The organism is Serratia sp. 4542, from assembly GCF_016805595.1.
GTDB classification, from domain to species: Bacteria; Pseudomonadota; Gammaproteobacteria; order Enterobacterales; family Enterobacteriaceae; genus Serratia; species Serratia nevei.
On the sequence record NZ_RXKV01000007.1, the window covers coordinates 20,190 to 37,450 of the forward strand.

The window sequence follows — 17,261 nt, forward strand, 5'->3', positions numbered from 1 at the left end:
CAATGATGAAAAAGGTGCTGGCCCTGTGCCTGAGCGGCTATTCGGCGCTGGCGATCGCCGGCTTTGACGTGGTGGCGCTCGGCGTCGACGGCGGCGTCAGCGACGGCAATCTGACCTCCTACCTGATCCGCAGCGACAATCAGCCGCGGTATGTGGCGCTGGACGCCGGTTCGCTGCTGCCGGGCATCGCCAAAGGGCTGGAGAAGGGCAGCTTCCCGCAGGTGACGCCCGAGCTGGCCGCGCCTTACACGCCACAGGGCTATGTGTTCCGGCAGTTGATCGGCAGCTACTTTATCAGCCACGGCCACCTGGACCACGTGGCGGGGCTGATCGTCGGCTCACCCGAGGACAATAAAAAAACCGTTTACGCCCAGGCGGACACCGTACTGACCCTGCGTAATCACTACTTCAACTGGAAGGCGTGGCCGAACTTTACCGACGCCGGCAACGGCTCGCGGCTGGGCACCTACCGGCTGCAAACGGTGCGGCCGCAGCAGCGGTTTACCCTCGGCCTGACCGGATTGACCGGCGTGATGTACCCGCTCAGCCACGATCGCTATCCGTCGTCGATGCTGCTGATTTCCAACGGCAGCGAGTTCTTCGCCTACTTCGGCGATACCGGGCCGGATAAGGTCGAGCAGTCGCGCGATCTCGATACCGTCTGGCGCGCGCTGGGGCCGCTTGTCGAGCAGAAGAAGCTCAAGGGCATGATTATCGAAACCTCTTACCCTAACGGGGTGGAGGATAAACATCTGTACGGCCATTTGACGCCGGCCTGGCTGCTGAAGGAGCTGAAGAACCTGACACAGTACAGCGGCGGCGATGGCTCGCTGAACGGTTTGCCGGTGGTGATCAGCCACATCAAGCCCAGCCTGAAGCAGGGCGAAGACACGCGCGCCGCCATTGCGCAACAGCTGGCGCAGGGCAACGATCTGGGCGTGAAATTTATCCTGATGGCGCAGGGCGACCGGCAGACATTTTGACTATGAAGAGAGAAGAGAATGCGTAACCTCGATCTGGAACAACTGATCAACACGGAACTGAACGCCGCGGCGTTTCAGGACTACGCCCCCAACGGATTGCAGGTAGAAGGCCGCCCGCACGTGCAGCGCATCGTGACCGGTGTCACCGCCTGTCAGGCGCTGCTGGACGCCGCGGTGGCGCATCAGGCCGACGCGATTATCGTGCACCACGGCTATTTCTGGAAAAACGAGGCGCCGGCGGTGCGCGGCATGAAGCGCAACCGCCTGAAAACGCTGCTGACCCACGACATCAACCTGTACGGCTACCACCTGCCGCTGGACGCGCATCCGGTGCTGGGCAACAACGCGCAGCTGGCGCAGGCGCTGGGCATTCGGGTGATTGGCGACGTCGAGCCGCTGGTGCCGCACGGCGAATTTGAACAGCCGCTGACCGGCGAAGCGCTGCAGCAGCGTATCGAAAGCCGGCTGGGGCGCGCGGTGCTGCACTGCGGCGATAACGCGCCTGAGCACATTCGCCGGGTGGCCTGGTGCACCGGTGGCGGCCAGGGCTTTATCGACAGCGCGGCGCGCTTCGGCGTCGATGCGTTCATCAGCGGTGAAGTGTCTGAGCAGACCATTCACAGCGCGCGCGAAATGGGCGTGCATTTCTTCGCCGCCGGCCACCACGCCACCGAGCGCGGCGGCGTGAAGGCGCTGGGCGACTGGCTGGCGCAGCACCACGGCTTTGATGTGACCTTTATCGATATCCCGAATCCCGCCTGATTTTTTTCTTCCCCGGATCCAGCCCGGCCTGTGCGCCGGCTGAATCCTTTTACCGCGCTATTTCCTTATTTTCCTTATGGTTGCGTTCTATTGACAGCCGGGGCCGCGTCACGCATAACTGGTGTGTTTTTCATCGCGATAATAATAAGGAGAATAAGGGTGCAACAAGCACGTTATTACCTGTTGGGTGAAAGAGCGGTAGTGCTTGAACTGTCGCCGCCGGTGACCTTACCGAGCCAGCAGCGCATCTGGGCGCTGGCGGAAAAGCTGAATCACCACCCCGACGTGCGGGAAGTGGTGCCGGGGATGAATAACCTGACGCTGTTGCTGCATACGCCGCAGGCCGACGCCGAAGCGATACTCGCATTGCTGCAGCAAGGTTGGGAAAGCAAAGAGAGCCTGACGCCGGAATCGCGCCAGGTGGATATTCCGGTGGTCTACGGCGGGGAGCAAGGCCCCGATCTGGATGAAGTGGCGCGCCATACCGGCATGACGCCGCGGCAGGTGGTGGAATGCCACGCGGCGGCAGCCTACGTGGTCTATTTCCTCGGCTTTCAGCCGGGTTTCTCCTATTTGGGCGGTATGCCGGAACAGCTGGCGACGCCGCGCCGCGCTGAGCCGCGTCTGGCGGTGGCGGCCGGCTCCGTCGGCATCGGCGGCGGCCAGACCGGCATCTATCCGCTGGTGACGCCCGGCGGCTGGCAGCTGATTGGCCGCACGCCGCTGGCGCTGTTCAATCCGCATGAAATGCCGCCGACGCTGCTGCGCCCGGGCGATAACGTGCGCTTCGTGCCGCAGAAGGAGGGCGTATGCTGATTATTCTGCGTGCCGGCATCTATACCACGGTGCAGGATTTGGGCCGCGAGGGATTCCGCCGTCTGGGCATCAGCACCGGCGGGGCACTGGATCAACCGGCGTTGAAGATTGCCAACCTGCTGGTGGGCAATGCGCCTGAGGCCGCCGGGCTGGAGATCACCCTCGGCCAGTTCAGCGCCGAGTTTACCCGTCCTGGCTGGATCGCCCTGACCGGCGCCGGCTGCGACGCGCAGTTGGACGGCAAGCCGCTGTGGACCGGCTGGCGCTACCCGGTGAAAAAGGGGCAGCGGCTGGCGCTGGGCACGCCAAAACGCGGCATGCGCAGCTACCTGGCGATCTCGGGCGGCATCGCCGTGCCGGAAATGCTGGGCTCGTGCAGCACCGACATGAAAGCCGCCTTTGGCGGCCACGAAGGCCGTAACCTGAAGGACGGCGATCGGCTGCCGCTGGGTAAATCCACCGCGCTGCCGCAACACCGCTGCGGCGTGAAGCAGCTGCTGTTCACCAACCGCATCCGCGCGCTGTCGGGGCCGGAGTACGCCGAATTCAGCGAAGAGGCGCAGGACACGTTCTGGCGCACCGCCTGGCAGCTCAGCCCGCAGAGCAACCGCATGGGCTACCGCCTGCACGGCGGCACGCCGCTGGAGCGCACCACCGACCGCGAGATGCTTTCGCACGGCCTGCTGCCCGGTGTGGTGCAGGTGCCGCACAACGGCCAGCCGATCGTGCTGATGGCCGATGCGCAAACCACCGGCGGTTACCCGCGTATCGCCTGCGTGATCGAGGCCGATCTCTACCACTTGGCGCAGATCCGTCTCGGCGAACCGATCCACTTCGTTCTCTGCTCACTGACGGAGGCGCAGCGCGCCAAAGCCGAGCAGGATCTCTTCCTTCGACAGATTGCCTGGGGGTTACATGATCGTTGATTTGAACGCCGATCTCGGCGAAGGCTGCGCCAACGACCAGGCGCTGTTGCAATTGGTGAGTTCGGCCAACATCGCCTGCGGCTTTCACGCCGGCGATGCGCAGACCATGCGTCAGTCGGTGCGCTGGGCATTGCAGTACGGCGTGGCGATCGGCGCTCACCCGAGTTTTCCCGATCGGGATAACTTCGGCCGCACCCGCATGCAGCTGCCGCCGGAAACGGTGTACGCGCAGGTGGTATATCAGCTCGGGGCGCTGGCGGCCATCGCCCGCGCCGAGGGTGGGGTGATGGTGCACGTTAAGCCGCACGGCATGCTGTACAACCAGGCGGCGGTTGAGCCGGCGCTGGCGGAAGCGATCGCCCGGGCGGTGCAGGCGGTCGATCCGGCGCTGCGGCTGGTGGGGCTGGCCGGCAGCGAGCTGATCCGCGCCGGGGAACAACTCGGTCTGACCACCCGGCAGGAGGTATTCGCCGATCGCGGCTATCAGGCCGACGGCACGCTGGTGCCGCGCGGTTTGCCGGGGGCGCTGATCGACGATGACGAACAGGCGCTGGCGCAAACGCTGGAGATGGTGCGCCATCACCGGGTGCGCAGCGTGGATGGCGTCTGGACCGCCGTTCAGGCGGAAACCGTCTGCCTGCATGGGGACGGCGAGCATGCGCTGGCGTATGCGCGCAAGCTGCGGGACAGTTTTGTTCAGCAGGGCATCCGCGTCAGCGCGGAGCAGTAAAGCAATAAAGCAAGACACAACATCACAAGCAAAAAACTATTAGAAAATATCGAGGGAAGACTATGGAACAGGCCGTGAATCTCTGGCCACTGATTGGCATCGCCGCCATCGTGGTCGGGTTTGTATTGCGTTTCAACCCGGTGCTGGTGGTGATCGCCGCCGGCATCATCACCGGTTTGGCGGCGCTGATGCCGCTGGACGTCATTCTGGAAAAGCTCGGCGAGGGCTTTCTCAACACCCGTAACCTGCCGCTGATCCTGCTGCTGCCGCTGGCGGTGATCGGCCTGCTGGAGCGCCACGGGCTGAAAGAGCGTGCGCAGGCGTGGATCGCCAAGATCAAAAGCGCCACCGCCGGCCGTTTGCTGATCGTATACCTGTTCGTGCGCGAGATTACTGCAGCGATGGGGCTGACCAGCCTGGGCGGGCATCCGCAAATGGTGCGGCCACTGCTGGCGCCGATGGCGGAAGGGGCGACGGAAAACCGCTACGGCGAGCTGCCGGAGCGCACCCGCCACCGTCTGCGCGCCATGTCGGCCGCGACCGACAACGTCGGGCTGTTCTTCGGCGAAGATATCTTCGTCGCCTTCGGCGCGATCATCTTCATGCACAACTTTATGCTGGAGTCCGGCGGCATTCAGACCGAGCCGTTGCATATCGCGCTGTGGGGCATTCCGACCGCGATTTTCGCTTTCCTGATCCACGCGTTCCGGCTGTATCGGATGGATAAGCAGCTGAGCGCCGAGCTGGCGCAGCTGAATCAGGCGGCGCTGCAGGCGAAGGGGGAGGTACGATGAACTTCCAGCAACAATATCTCTACTGGCTGGCCGGCGCGGTGCTGCTGATTGTGGCGGTGATGTCCTTCCGCGATCGCGCCAACCCGCGCCGCATCACCACCGGGCTGTTTTGGGGGCTGTACGGCCTGGTGTTCCTGGTCGGCGACTGGACTTACCGCCTGCTGGGCGACGTGCTGGGCGAAGGCAGCAACGAGAAACGCATGCTGCACATCATCGTTGGCGGGGTGGTGGTGGTGATGGCCCTGATTGCCGGCTTCGGCGGCGTGCGCCTCGGCAGCTATCACCAGCGAACGCCGCAGGAGCGCGAGGCCAGCGCCAAGCGCCTGGGCAATAAGCTGTTTATCCCCGCTCTGGCGATCCCGGTGGTGACGGTGATCGGCGTGCTGCTGTTCAACAACGTGCCGGCGTTGCAAACCGCGGTGTTCGGCAGCGGCAACCATGCGACGCTGATCACCCTGTTCTCGATGACCGTCGGCTGCCTGATTGGCCTGGCGATCGCGGTGAAAATGACCCACGAGAAGGCGCTGCAGCCGGTGCAGGAAGCGCGGCGCCTGCTGGATTCGATCGGCTGGGCGTTCATTTTGCCGCAGATCCTCGCCACGCTGGGGCTGCTGTTTACCGTCGCCGGCGTCGGCACCGCGATCTCGCATTTGACCCAGGAGTATCTGGCGGTCGATAACCGCTTTATCGCCGTGGCAGTCTACGCTATCGGTATGGCGGTGCTGACCATGGTGATGGGCAACGCCTTCGCCGCTTTCCCGATCGTTACCGCCGGCATCGGCATTCCGATCCTGGTGTTGCAGCACGGCGGCAACCCGGCGGTGATGGCGGCGATCGGCATGTTCTCGGGGTATTGCGGCACCCTGATGACGCCGATGGCGGCGAACTTCAACATTGTGCCGGCGGCGCTGCTGGAGCTGCCGGACAAGAATGCGGTGATCAAGGCGCAGGTGCCGACCGGCGTGCTGCTGCTGTTGGTTAACGTGTTCCTGCTGTATTTCCTGATGTTCCTGTAGGAGTAAGGATGCAAAAAGTATTGATTACCGGCTTTGAGCCGTTTGGCGGCGAGCGCCTTAACCCCTCCTGGGAAGTGGTGAAGCAGCTCAATGATATGGAGCTGGTCGGCGCGCGCATCGTGGCGCGCCAGCTGCCGTGCGTGTTCGGCGCGGCGCTGGACGCGCTCAATGCGGCGATCGACGAGGTGCAGCCGGTGATGGTGCTGGCTATCGGCCAGGCCGGCGGCCGCACCGACATCACGATCGAACGGGTGGCGATCAACGTCGACGACGCGCGTATCCCCGACAATCAGGGGCAGCAACCGGTGGACGAGCCGATCGTCGCCGGCGGTCCGGCGGCCTATTTCAGCACCTTGCCGATTAAAGCGATGGTCAGTTCGATGCGCGAGGCCGGTATTCCGGCCTCCGTTTCGCAGACCGCCGGCACCTACGTGTGCAACCATGTCATGTATGGCCTGCTGCACCGTTTGAGCGGCCAGCGCGAGGTCAAGGGCGGGTTTATCCATATCCCGTACCTGCCGGAACAGGCGGCGGCGCACCCCGGTGCGCCGAGCATGGCGGCCTCGACGGTGCTGTTTGCATTGGAGCTGGCCGTTTCCATCGCTTTGCAGGTGGAGCACGATCTGAAAGTGGTGGGCGGCGCGACGCATTAATCATGTCATCCCCGGCGCATCGGGCTGCGCCGGGTCTACGCAAGGAGTGGTCTATGCCGGAAGGACCGGAGATTCGCCGGGCGGCGGACAAACTGGCGGCGGCGGTGATCGATCAGCCGCTGACCGCCGTCGATTTCGCTTTTCCCCAGCTGAAACACTATCGCCAGCGTCTGCTCGGCGAGCGCATCGTCGCCATCGAGCCGCGTGGCAAGGCGCTGCTGACCAATTTCTCCAATGGGCTGACGATGTACAGCCACAACCAGCTGTATGGCGTGTGGAAAGTGGCGGCGGCAGGGGAGACGCCGGAGACCAAGCGCGATCTGCGGGTGCGGCTGGAAACCGCTCACAGCGCGATATTGCTTTACAGCGCTTCCGACATTACCGTTGGGCCGCGCGAGGAAATAGAGCAACACCCGTTTTTGCAACGCATCGGCCCCGACGTGTTGGACATGTCGCTGACGGTAGACGATGTGGCGGAGCGGTTGCTGACGCCACGTTTTCGCCGCAGGCAGCTGGGGGGCATGCTGCTCGACCAGGCGTTTCTCGCCGGATTGGGCAATTATCTGCGCGCCGAAATCCTGTGGCAGGCCGAACTGGCGCCGCAGCACAAACCGCAGGATCTGACGCCAGAGGCGCTGCGCCACCTGGCGGAGGCACTGCTGGCAGTGCCGCGCCTTTCCTACCAGACGCGCGGGCAGGCGGATGACAACCGGCATCACGGCGCGCTGTTTCGCTTCAAGGTATTTCATCGCAGCGGCGAGCCCTGCGAACGCTGCGGTGGGATGATCGTGCGTACCGAACTGTCGTCGCGGCCGTTTTATTGGTGCCCGGGCTGCCAGAAATAACCAAAAAAAACGCCGCCCGAAGGGGCGGCGCTGTGCGGTTTCAGCCGGGAAAGCGGCTTACTTGTTTTTCAGCTGGGATTTGAAATCGCGTTCGGCATAGCCGGTGTACAGCTGACGCGGACGGGCAATTTTGATGCCTTCGTCGTGCATTTCGTTCCAGTGGGCGATCCAGCCGATGGTGCGCGCGATGGCGAAGATCACGGTGAACATGGAAGAAGGAATGCCCATCGCCTTCAGGATGATGCCGGAGTAGAAGTCGACGTTCGGGTACAGTTTCTTCTCGATGAAGTACGGGTCGTTCAGCGCGATGTGCTCCAGCTCCATCGCGACCTGCAGCAGGTTGTCGTCCTTCTTGTTCAGCTCTTTCAGCACTTCGTGACAGGTTTCGCGCATCACGGTAGCGCGCGGATCGTAGTTCTTGTACACGCGGTGGCCGAAGCCCATCAGGCGGAAGGAGTCGTTCTTGTCCTTGGCGCGCTTGATGAATTCCGGAATGTGCTCGACAGTCTTGATCTCTTCCAGCATTTTCAGCGCCGCTTCGTTGGCGCCGCCGTGCGCCGGTCCCCACAGGGAGGCGATACCGGCCGCGATGCAGGCGAACGGGTTGGCGCCGGAAGAGCCGGCGGTGCGCACGGTAGAGGTAGAGGCGTTCTGCTCATGGTCGGCGTGCAGGATCAGAATGCGGTCCATGGCGCGTTCCAGCACCGGGTTCACCACGTACTCTTCGCACGGGGTGGCGAACATCATGTGCAGGAAGTTGCCGGCATAGGACAGATCGTTGCGCGGGTAAACGAACGGCTGGCCCAGGGAATATTTGTAGCACATCGCGGCCACGGTCGGCATTTTGGACAGCAGACGGAACGCGGTGATTTCACGGTGACGCTCGTTGTTGACGTCCAGCGCATCGTGGTAGAACGCCGCCAGCGCGCCGGTCACGCCGCACAGCACCGCCATCGGGTGCGAGTCGCGACGGAAACCACGGAACAGATGGGTGATCTGGTCGTGGATCATGGTGTGGCGGGTGACGGTGGTCTTGAAGGTCTCGAACTCTTCCGGCGTTGGGGTCTCGCCGTACAGCAGGATGTAGCACACTTCCAGGTAGGAAGATTCTTTCGCCAGCTGCTCGATAGGGAAGCCGCGGTGCAGCAGCACGCCTTTGTCGCCGTCGATGAAGGTAATCTTGGATTCGCAAGAAGCGGTGGAGGTAAAGCCGGGATCAAATGTGAAATAACCTTTGGAACCCAGAGCGCGGACATCGAGGACATCAGGGCCCAGTGTCGGTGTCAATACGCCCAGTTCGATCGGAGCTTCGCTGTCGTTAATGGTTAGCGTCGCTTTCTTATCAGTCATTTACTGTCTCCTTAGCGCCTTATTTTAAAAACCACTAACAACTGAAATACCTTAAATCTCTGCAGGTTGCCCGCAAAAAAATGGTGCGGACGCTAACTCTGTGAGCGACTGCGCAACTGTGCGCGGGTAGGGTACAGAGTGCTGACCAGGCGAACGAGACGGGTGACCAGTTGTTAACGATTCATAGTAATTCGTTATAGTCTGTTAATCTTACCTATGAGCTGTTCGAAGAGATGTGAACCTATCCCAATAATCTGTTTTTATTTGCTTTATTTGCTTTTTGACGCCGGCAAAATCGAGCGGGAAACAACGGCTATTGGGATAGGTTCGTCAAATACACTGTTGCATAACTCGAACCCGGGGGGAAGTGTATCTGCTGACCCATAGCGCATCATAGGACCGTTTGTGCCCCTATATGTAATGGAAATGTTGATCTCTTGTCAAATCAGATAATTAATTTTGCACTAATTGTGAAATCCGTGATCTGAATCACTGTTCGGGGGAAATGTTATCAAAGCGGTTGTATGAGAATTGTAATCAGAATGTGATCCTCCTATACTGCCGCCAGGTCTCCGGATTACCCTGAAGTAGGAGCACCCAGCGTTATAAATGCGCGCCGTTTGAGCACAGAGGATGTTGATGTTTGAGCGCGTGACGTGTAAGGGTTTTAGGCTCTTAACGCTGTCTGATCCCCGCCCAGGCCCGGAGGAAGGAAAATAATAAGAGCTGTGTGGGCAAATACGTGAAAAAACAACGACCTGTCAACTTGGATCTGCAAACGATCCGGTTCCCCGTAACTGCGATAGCGTCTATCTTACACCGAGTCTCTGGCGTAATTACCTTCGTTGCCGTGGGTATCCTCCTCTGGCTGCTGGGCCTGTCACTCTCTTCCCAAGAGGGGTTCCTGCAGGCGGCCGCCATCATGAATAGCTTCATCGTCAAATTCATATTCTGGGGCATCCTCACGGCGCTGGCCTATCACATTTGCGGTGGCATCCGTCACTTGTTAATGGATTTTGGCTACATCGAAGAGAGTTTGGCCGCCGGTACCCGTTCCGCCCAGGTGGCGATCGGTCTGACCGTCGTGCTGTCAGTTCTGGCTGGAGTCCTCGTATGGTAAACAACGTTTCTGCATTAGGGCGCAACGGCGTGCACGATTGGCTGCTGCTGCGCGCTTCCGCTATCATCATCACCCTGTACGTCCTGTATATCCTGGGCTTCTTCGTCACGGCTCCGGAACTGACTTATGACATCTGGCGAGGTTTCTTCGCCACTTCCATTACGAAAGTGTTCACTCTGCTGACCTTGCTGTCGATTCTGGTGCACGCCTGGATCGGGCTGTGGCAGGTGCTGACGGACTACGTCAAGCCGCTGGCGGTTCGCCTGGTGTTGCAGCTGGCTGTCGTGGTCGCGTTGCTGGTCTATTTACTGTACGGAACAATCGTAGTGTGGGGTGCTTAAATGAAACTGCCAGTCAGAGAGTTTGATGCCGTCGTAATCGGCGCCGGCGGTGCGGGCATGCGTGCCGCGCTGCAAATTTCCCAAGCGGGCTCGACCTGTGCCCTGCTGTCCAAAGTTTTCCCGACCCGTTCCCATACCGTGTCCGCACAGGGCGGCATCACCGTCGCGCTGGGCAACAGCCACGAGGACAACTGGGAATGGCATATGTACGACACGGTGAAAGGTTCCGACTATATCGGTGACCAGGACGCCATCGAATATATGTGTAAAACCGGCCCGGAAGCGATTCTGGAACTGGAACACATGGGCCTGCCGTTCTCTCGTCTGGACGACGGCCGCATCTACCAGCGCCCGTTCGGCGGCCAGTCGCTGAACTTCGGCGGCGAGCAGGCGGCGCGTACCGCAGCCGCAGCCGACCGTACCGGCCACGCGCTGCTGCACACCCTGTACCAACAGAACCTGAAAAACCACACCACCATCTTCTCCGAGTGGTATGCGCTTGATCTGGTGAAAAACCAGGACGGCGCGGTGGTCGGCACCACGGCTATCTGCATCGAAACCGGTGAAGTGGTTTACTTCAAAGCCAAGGCCACCGTGCTGGCGACCGGCGGCGCAGGCCGTATTTATCAGTCCACCACCAACGCCCACATCAACACCGGCGACGGTGTCGGCATGGCGCTGCGCGCCGGCGTGCCGGTGCAGGACATGGAAATGTGGCAGTTCCACCCGACCGGCATCGCCGGCGCGGGCGTGCTGGTGACCGAAGGCTGCCGCGGCGAAGGCGGTTACCTGCTGAACAAACACGGCGAGCGCTTCATGGAGCGTTATGCGCCGAACGCCAAAGATCTGGCGGGCCGCGACGTGGTTGCTCGTTCGATCATGATCGAAATCCGCGAAGGTCGCGGCTGCGACGGTCCTTGGGGCCCGCACGCCAAGCTGAAGCTGGATCACCTGGGTAAAGAGGTGCTGGAATCCCGTCTGCCGGGCATTCTGGAACTGTCCCGCACCTTCGCGCACGTCGATCCGGTGAAAGAGCCGATCCCGGTTATCCCAACCTGTCACTATATGATGGGCGGGATTCCGACCAAAGTGACCGGCCAGGCGCTGACCGTGAATGAGAAAGGCGAAGACGTGGTGATCCCGGGGCTGTTCGCCGTGGGCGAAATCGCCTGCGTATCGGTGCACGGTGCCAACCGCTTGGGCGGCAACTCGCTGCTCGACCTGGTGGTGTTCGGCCGTTCCGCCGGCATGCACCTGCAGGAATCGCTGGAAGAGCAGGGCGTGAGCCGTGATGCCAGCGACTCCGACGTGGAAGCCTCGCTGGATCGTCTGAACCGTTGGAACAACACCCGCTCCGGCGAAGACCCGGTCGAAATTCGCAAAGCGCTGCAGTCTTGCATGCAGCACAACTTCTCGGTATTCCGCGAAGGCGATGCGATGGCCAAGGGTCTGGAAGAACTGAAAGTGATCCGTGAACGTCTGAAGAACGCACGCCTGGACGATACCTCCAGCGAGTTCAACACCCAGCGCATCGAGTGCCTGGAGTTGGATAACCTGATGGAGACCGCGTATTCCACCGCCGTGTCGGCCAACTTCCGTACTGAGAGCCGTGGCGCACACAGCCGCTTCGACTACCCGGAACGCGATGACGCCAACTGGCTGTGCCATTCGCTGTATCTGCCGCAATCGGAAAGCATGACGCGTCGTGAAGTGAACATGCAACCGAAGCTGCGCCCGGCATTCCCGCCGAAAGTGCGTTCTTACTAATTGCGGAGATCGACAGATGAAACTCGAATTTTCCATTTATCGCTACAACCCGGATGTCGATGACGCGCCGCACATGCAGGACTACACCCTGGAAGCGGAAGAAGGTCGCGACATGATGCTGCTGGATGCGTTGATCCAGCTGAAAGAAAAAGATCCGACCCTGTCGTTCCGTCGCTCATGCCGCGAAGGCGTGTGCGGTTCCGATGGCCTGAACATGAACGGTAAAAACGGCCTGGCGTGCATCACCCCGATTTCGTCGCTGCGCAAAGGCAACGGCAAGATCGTGATCCGTCCGCTGCCGGGCCTGCCGGTGGTGCGCGATCTGGTGGTGGATATGGGCCAGTTCTACACCCAGTATGAAAAGATCAAGCCATACCTGCTGAACGACGGCAAGAACCCGCCGGCGCGCGAGCACCTGCAGTCGCCGGAGCAGCGCGCCAAGCTGGACGGTCTGTACGAGTGCATTCTGTGCGCCTGCTGCTCGACCTCTTGCCCATCGTTCTGGTGGAACCCGGACAAGTTCATCGGGCCTGCCGGTCTGTTGGCGGCGTATCGCTTCCTGATCGACAGCCGTGACACGGAAACGCAAGAACGTTTAGATGATCTGGACGACGCTTTTAGTGTTTTCCGCTGCCATAGCATTATGAATTGTGTCAGTGTATGTCCTAAAGGCTTGAACCCGACGCGTGCTATCGGGCATATCAAGTCCATGCTGCTGCAACGCGGCGCATAAACGGAATGAGATGCTGCGCCGGGCTCTTTTCCGGCGCACATCCCATAGGGGAGGGAACCTCTAAAAACTGACCCGCGGCTGCGGCGCTATGCAGCCTGGTTCTTCCGCCGGTTTTTAGAGGTTCCTTGTAAGGGACCGCAAGGTCCATAACAGAACGTATCGGGCCGTCATGGCCGCAAGTACGTCGAGTGAACCGTTTTACGGCAAACCGTATTCATCACGGTAATTATGTTAACCACGGCGAAAACTAAAGCTTCAAAGCTTAAGGGATCATGATGCAGAACGGCGCAATGAAGGCCTGGCTGGATTCCTCCTATCTGGCGGGCGCGAACCAGTCTTACATAGAGCAGCTCTATGAAGACTTCTTAACCGATCCGGGTTCCGTTGAAGATAGCTGGCGTTCCATTTTTCAACAGCTACCAACCGCGGGTGTCAAACCCGATCAGCTTCACTCTCAAACGCGCGATTACTTCCGCCGCCTGGCGAAAGACTCCGCGCGCTATAACACCACCATCACCGATCCGGAAACCGACGCCAAACAGGTCAAGGTACTGCAGCTGATCAACGCCTTCCGCTTCCGCGGGCATCAGCATGCCAACCTCGATCCGCTCGGCCTGTGGCAGCGCGAGCAAGTTCCTGACCTTGATCCCGCTTACCACAACCTGACCGAAGCCGATTTCCAGGAAACCTTCAACGTGGGCTCTTTCGCCATCGGCAAAGAAACCATGAAGCTGGGCGATCTGTACGCCGCGCTGAAGCAGACCTATTGCGGGTCGATCGGTGCTGAGTACATGCACATCACCAACACCGAAGAGAAACGCTGGATCCAACAGCGCATCGAGTCGGTGGTGGGGCGCGCCAGCTTTACCGCCGACGAAAAACGCCGTTTCCTGAACGAGCTGACCGCGGCGGAAGGCCTGGAACGTTACCTGGGCGCCAAATTCCCGGGCGCTAAACGCTTCTCGCTGGAAGGCGGCGACGCGCTGGTGCCGATGCTGAAAGAGATGGTGCGCCACGCCGGTAAGAACGGCACGCGCGAAGTGGTATTGGGCATGGCTCACCGCGGCCGTCTGAACGTGCTGATCAACGTGCTGGGCAAAAAGCCGGCCGATCTGTTCGACGAATTCGCCGGCAAGCATAAAGAACACCTCGGTACCGGTGACGTGAAATATCACCAGGGCTTCTCCTCCGACGTGGAAACCGAAGGCGGCATGGTTCACCTGGCGCTGGCGTTCAACCCGTCGCACCTGGAGATCGTCAGCCCGGTGGTCATGGGCTCGGTTCGCGCCCGTCGCGATCGTCTGGATGAAGCGCGCAGCAACATGGTGCTGCCGATCACCATCCACGGCGATGCCGCCATCACCGGCCAGGGCGTGGTTCAGGAAACCCTGAACATGTCTCAGGCTCGCGGCTACGAAGTGGGCGGCACCGTGCGTATCGTCATCAACAACCAGGTTGGTTTCACCACCTCCAACCCGCTGGATGCGCGCTCTACCGAATACTGCACCGACATCGCCAAAATGGTTCAGTCGCCGATCTTCCACGTTAACGCGGACGATCCGGAGGCCGTGGCCTTTGTCACCCGCCTGGCGTTGGATTTCCGTAACACCTTTAAGCGTGACGTGATGATCGATCTGGTCTGCTACCGTCGCCATGGGCACAACGAGGCCGACGAGCCGAGCGCTACCCAGCCGGTGATGTATCAGAAGATCAAGAAACACCCTACGCCGCGCAAAATCTACGCTGACGTTCTGACCGAGCAGAAAGTGGCCAGCCTGGAAGATGCCACGGAAATGGTCAACCTGTACCGTGACGCGCTCGACCGCGGCGATTGCGTGGTTGAAGAATGGCGTCCGATGAACCTGCATTCCTTCACCTGGTCTCCGTACCTGAACCACGAGTGGGACGAAGAGTACCCGAGCAAGGTTGAGATGAAGCGCCTGCAGGAGCTGGGCCGCCGCATCAGCACCGTGCCGGAAGCGATCGAAATGCAGTCGCGCGTGGCGAAAATCTACGCGGACCGCGCCGAGATGGCGGCGGGCAACAAGCCGTTCGACTGGGGCGCCGCCGAAACGCTGGCCTACGCGACCATGGCGGATGAAGGCATTCCAATCCGTATCTCCGGCGAAGACGCCGGCCGCGGTACCTTCTTCCACCGCCACGCGGTGGTGCACAACCAGAAAAACGGTTCCGTCTACGTTCCGCTGGCGAACATCCACAGCGGCCAGGGCGAATTCAAGGTCTGGGACTCCGTGCTGTCCGAAGAAGCGGTGCTGGCGTTCGAATACGGCTACGCGACGGCGGAACCGCGCACGCTGACCATCTGGGAAGCGCAGTTCGGCGACTTCGCCAACGGCGCGCAGGTCGTTATCGACCAGTTCATCAGCTCCGGCGAGCAAAAATGGGGCCGTATGTGCGGCCTGGTGATGCTGCTGCCGCACGGCTATGAAGGCCAGGGCCCAGAGCACTCTTCCGCGCGTCTGGAACGCTATCTGCAGCTGTGCGCAGAGCAGAACATGCAGGTGTGCGTCCCGTCCACGCCGGCGCAGGTTTACCATATGCTGCGTCGTCAGGCGCTGCGCGGTATGCGCCGTCCGCTGGTGGTGATGTCGCCGAAGTCGCTGCTGCGTCACCCGCTGGCGATTTCTTCGCTGGACGAACTGGCCAACGGCACCTTCCTGCCGGCGATCGGCGAGATCGACGACTTGGATCCGAAAGCGGTCAAGCGCGTCGTGCTGTGCTCCGGTAAGGTCTACTACGACCTGCTGGAACAGCGTCGCAAGAACGAGCAGAAAGACGTGGCCATCGTGCGTATCGAGCAGCTGTATCCGTTCCCGCATCAGGCCGTGCAGGCCGTGCTGGAACAATACTCGCACGTGCATGATTTCGTCTGGTGTCAGGAAGAGCCGCTGAACCAAGGCGCCTGGTACTGCAGCCAACACAACTTCCGTGAAGTGGTACCGTTCGGGGCTTCTTTACGTTACGCAGGACGTCCGGCCTCCGCTTCTCCGGCGGTGGGCTATATGTCCGTACACCAGAAGCAGCAGCAGGCTCTGGTGAACGACGCGCTGAATATTGACTAATGTTCGCTCGCTTGCCGGCCGAGGGGCCGGCAAGCAGATGATAAAAAACTTAAGGGAAAGCTAAATGAGTAGCGTAGATATTCTGGTTCCTGACCTTCCTGAATCGGTTGCCGATGCGACCGTAGCCACCTGGCACAAAAAACCGGGCGACAGCGTGCAGCGTGATGAAGTCCTGGTTGAAATCGAAACCGACAAAGTCGTGTTGGAAGTGCCGGCCAGTGAAGCGGGCATTCTCGATGCTATCGTGGAAGAAGAGGGCGCGACCGTGCTGTCTCGCCAGCTGCTCGGCCGCATCCGTCCGGGCGACAGCTCCGGCAAGCCGACCGCTGAGAAGAGCCAAGAGAAAGAAGCCACGCCTGCCCAGCGCGCTACCGCGAGCCTGGAAGAAGAAAGCAATGACGCGCTCAGCCCGGCGATTCGTCGCCTGATCGCCGAACACGATCTCGATGCCGGCGCCATCAAGGGCACCGGCGTGGGTGGCCGCATCACGCGTGAAGACGTGGAAGCGCACCTGGCCAAAGGCGGCGCCGCTGCCAAACCGGCCGCCGCCGCTGAAGCCGCACCGCAGCCTGCTCTGGCCGGCCGCAGCGAAAAACGCGTGCCGATGACCCGCCTGCGCAAACGCGTCGCCGAGCGTCTGCTGGAAGCGAAGAACAGCACCGCGATGCTGACCACCTTCAACGAAATCAACATGCAGCCGATCATGGACCTGCGCAAGCAGTACGGCGAAGCCTTCGAGAAGCGCCACGGCGTGCGTCTGGGCTTCATGTCCTTCTACATCAAGGCGGTGGTTGAAGCGCTGAAGCGTTTCCCGGAAGTGAATGCGTCGATCGACGGTTCCGACGTGGTTTACCACAACTACTTCGACATCAGCATCGCGGTTTCGACCCCACGCGGCCTGGTGACGCCGGTACTGCGCGATGTAGACGCCATGAGCATGGCTGACATCGAGAAGAAAATCAAAGAGCTGGCCGTTAAGGGCCGCGACGGCAAACTGACCGTGGAAGAGTTGACCGGCGGTAACTTCACCATTACCAACGGCGGCGTATTCGGCTCCCTGATGTCCACCCCGATCATTAACCCGCCGCAGAGCGCCATCCTGGGCATGCACGCCATCAAAGATCGCCCAATGGCGGTCAATGGTCAGGTGGTGATCCAGCCGATGATGTATCTGGCGCTGTCTTATGACCACCGCCTGATCGACGGTAAAGAATCCGTCGGTTATCTGGTGACGGTCAAAGAGATGCTGGAAGATCCGGCTCGTCTGCTGCTGGACGTCTAGTAACCCTTGCCGGGCGCGGCATGCCGTGCCCGCACTCTGTGCTATGTGGCCGGAAAACCA

General features: G+C 60.9%; 16 protein-coding genes. 15 read left to right on the forward strand and 1 reads right to left on the reverse strand.

Annotation, left to right across the window (positions count from 1 at the left end; genetic code table 11):
• Positions 1-2: 2 nt before the first annotated feature.
• The 9 genes from EKL15_RS08945 (at position 3) to nei (ending at position 7,525) form a co-directional block, all read left to right on the forward strand.
• Positions 3-983, forward strand: coding sequence for an MBL fold metallo-hydrolase (locus EKL15_RS08945; protein ID WP_048232933.1), 981 nt, complete (start codon positions 3-5; stop codon positions 981-983).
• A gap of 18 nt (positions 984-1,001) precedes the next feature.
• Positions 1,002-1,745, forward strand: a complete 744-nt coding sequence (locus EKL15_RS08950; RefSeq protein WP_025301873.1) for a type 2 GTP cyclohydrolase I — start codon at positions 1,002-1,004, stop codon at positions 1,743-1,745.
• A 159-nt stretch (positions 1,746-1,904) separates the two neighbouring features.
• Positions 1,905-2,561, forward strand: coding sequence for a 5-oxoprolinase subunit PxpB (gene pxpB, locus EKL15_RS08955; protein WP_087763328.1), 657 nt, complete (start codon positions 1,905-1,907; stop codon positions 2,559-2,561).
• Positions 2,555-3,487, forward strand: a complete 933-nt coding sequence (pxpC, locus tag EKL15_RS08960; protein WP_100396171.1) for a 5-oxoprolinase subunit PxpC — start codon at positions 2,555-2,557, stop codon at positions 3,485-3,487. The genes pxpB and pxpC overlap by 7 nt, the downstream gene beginning before the upstream one ends.
• A complete protein-coding gene (gene pxpA / locus EKL15_RS08965) occupies positions 3,477-4,217 on the forward strand; it encodes a 5-oxoprolinase subunit PxpA (protein WP_100396170.1) in 741 nt (246 codons plus the stop codon). The genes pxpC and pxpA overlap by 11 nt, the downstream gene beginning before the upstream one ends.
• A 62-nt stretch (positions 4,218-4,279) precedes the next feature.
• The gene (locus tag EKL15_RS08970) at positions 4,280-5,011 is read left to right on the forward strand and encodes a DUF969 domain-containing protein (protein ID WP_048322403.1); all 732 of its coding nucleotides are present in this window, start codon (positions 4,280-4,282) and stop codon (positions 5,009-5,011) included.
• On the forward strand, positions 5,008-6,027 hold the full coding sequence (locus EKL15_RS08975; RefSeq protein ID WP_038877526.1) for a DUF979 domain-containing protein: 1,020 nt from the start codon (positions 5,008-5,010) through the stop codon (positions 6,025-6,027). Before EKL15_RS08970 ends, EKL15_RS08975 begins: the two co-directional genes overlap by 4 nt.
• Before the next feature lie 8 nt (positions 6,028-6,035).
• Positions 6,036-6,680, forward strand: coding sequence for a pyroglutamyl-peptidase I (pcp, locus tag EKL15_RS08980; RefSeq protein WP_060423632.1), 645 nt, complete (start codon positions 6,036-6,038; stop codon positions 6,678-6,680).
• A 53-nt stretch (positions 6,681-6,733) separates the two neighbouring features.
• The gene (nei, locus tag EKL15_RS08985) at positions 6,734-7,525 is read left to right on the forward strand and encodes an endonuclease VIII (protein WP_203089278.1); all 792 of its coding nucleotides are present in this window, start codon (positions 6,734-6,736) and stop codon (positions 7,523-7,525) included.
• A gap of 57 nt (positions 7,526-7,582) precedes the next feature.
• Here the strand turns inward: nei and EKL15_RS08990 are convergent, their stop codons facing one another.
• Positions 7,583-8,875, reverse strand: a complete 1,293-nt coding sequence (locus EKL15_RS08990) for a citrate synthase (RefSeq protein WP_016928730.1) — start codon at positions 8,873-8,875, stop codon at positions 7,583-7,585.
• A 730-nt stretch (positions 8,876-9,605) separates the two neighbouring features.
• Here EKL15_RS08990 and sdhC point away from each other — a divergent pair.
• The 6 genes from sdhC to odhB all read left to right on the forward strand — a co-directional run bounded on the left by sdhC (position 9,606) and on the right by odhB (position 17,201).
• A complete protein-coding gene (sdhC, locus tag EKL15_RS08995; RefSeq protein WP_004939893.1) occupies positions 9,606-9,995 on the forward strand; it encodes a succinate dehydrogenase cytochrome b556 subunit in 390 nt (129 codons plus the stop codon).
• A complete protein-coding gene (sdhD, locus tag EKL15_RS09000; RefSeq protein ID WP_004939891.1) occupies positions 9,989-10,336 on the forward strand; it encodes a succinate dehydrogenase membrane anchor subunit in 348 nt (115 codons plus the stop codon). The genes sdhC and sdhD overlap by 7 nt, the downstream gene beginning before the upstream one ends.
• Positions 10,337-12,103, forward strand: a complete 1,767-nt coding sequence (sdhA, locus tag EKL15_RS09005; protein WP_015376974.1) for a succinate dehydrogenase flavoprotein subunit — start codon at positions 10,337-10,339, stop codon at positions 12,101-12,103. It begins immediately after the preceding gene.
• 16 nt (positions 12,104-12,119) lie between these two features.
• Positions 12,120-12,836: a succinate dehydrogenase iron-sulfur subunit gene (locus EKL15_RS09010; RefSeq protein ID WP_004939885.1), complete on the forward strand. Its 717-nt coding sequence runs from the start codon at positions 12,120-12,122 to the stop codon at positions 12,834-12,836.
• Between the two features lie 275 nt (positions 12,837-13,111).
• Positions 13,112-15,919 (forward strand): 2-oxoglutarate dehydrogenase E1 component, encoded by a 2,808-nt coding sequence (gene sucA, locus EKL15_RS09015; RefSeq protein WP_004939884.1) that lies wholly within the window; start codon positions 13,112-13,114, stop codon positions 15,917-15,919.
• A gap of 64 nt (positions 15,920-15,983) precedes the next feature.
• Positions 15,984-17,201, forward strand: coding sequence for a 2-oxoglutarate dehydrogenase complex dihydrolipoyllysine-residue succinyltransferase (gene odhB / locus EKL15_RS09020; protein ID WP_033637469.1), 1,218 nt, complete (start codon positions 15,984-15,986; stop codon positions 17,199-17,201).
• Positions 17,202-17,261 lie beyond the last annotated feature (60 nt).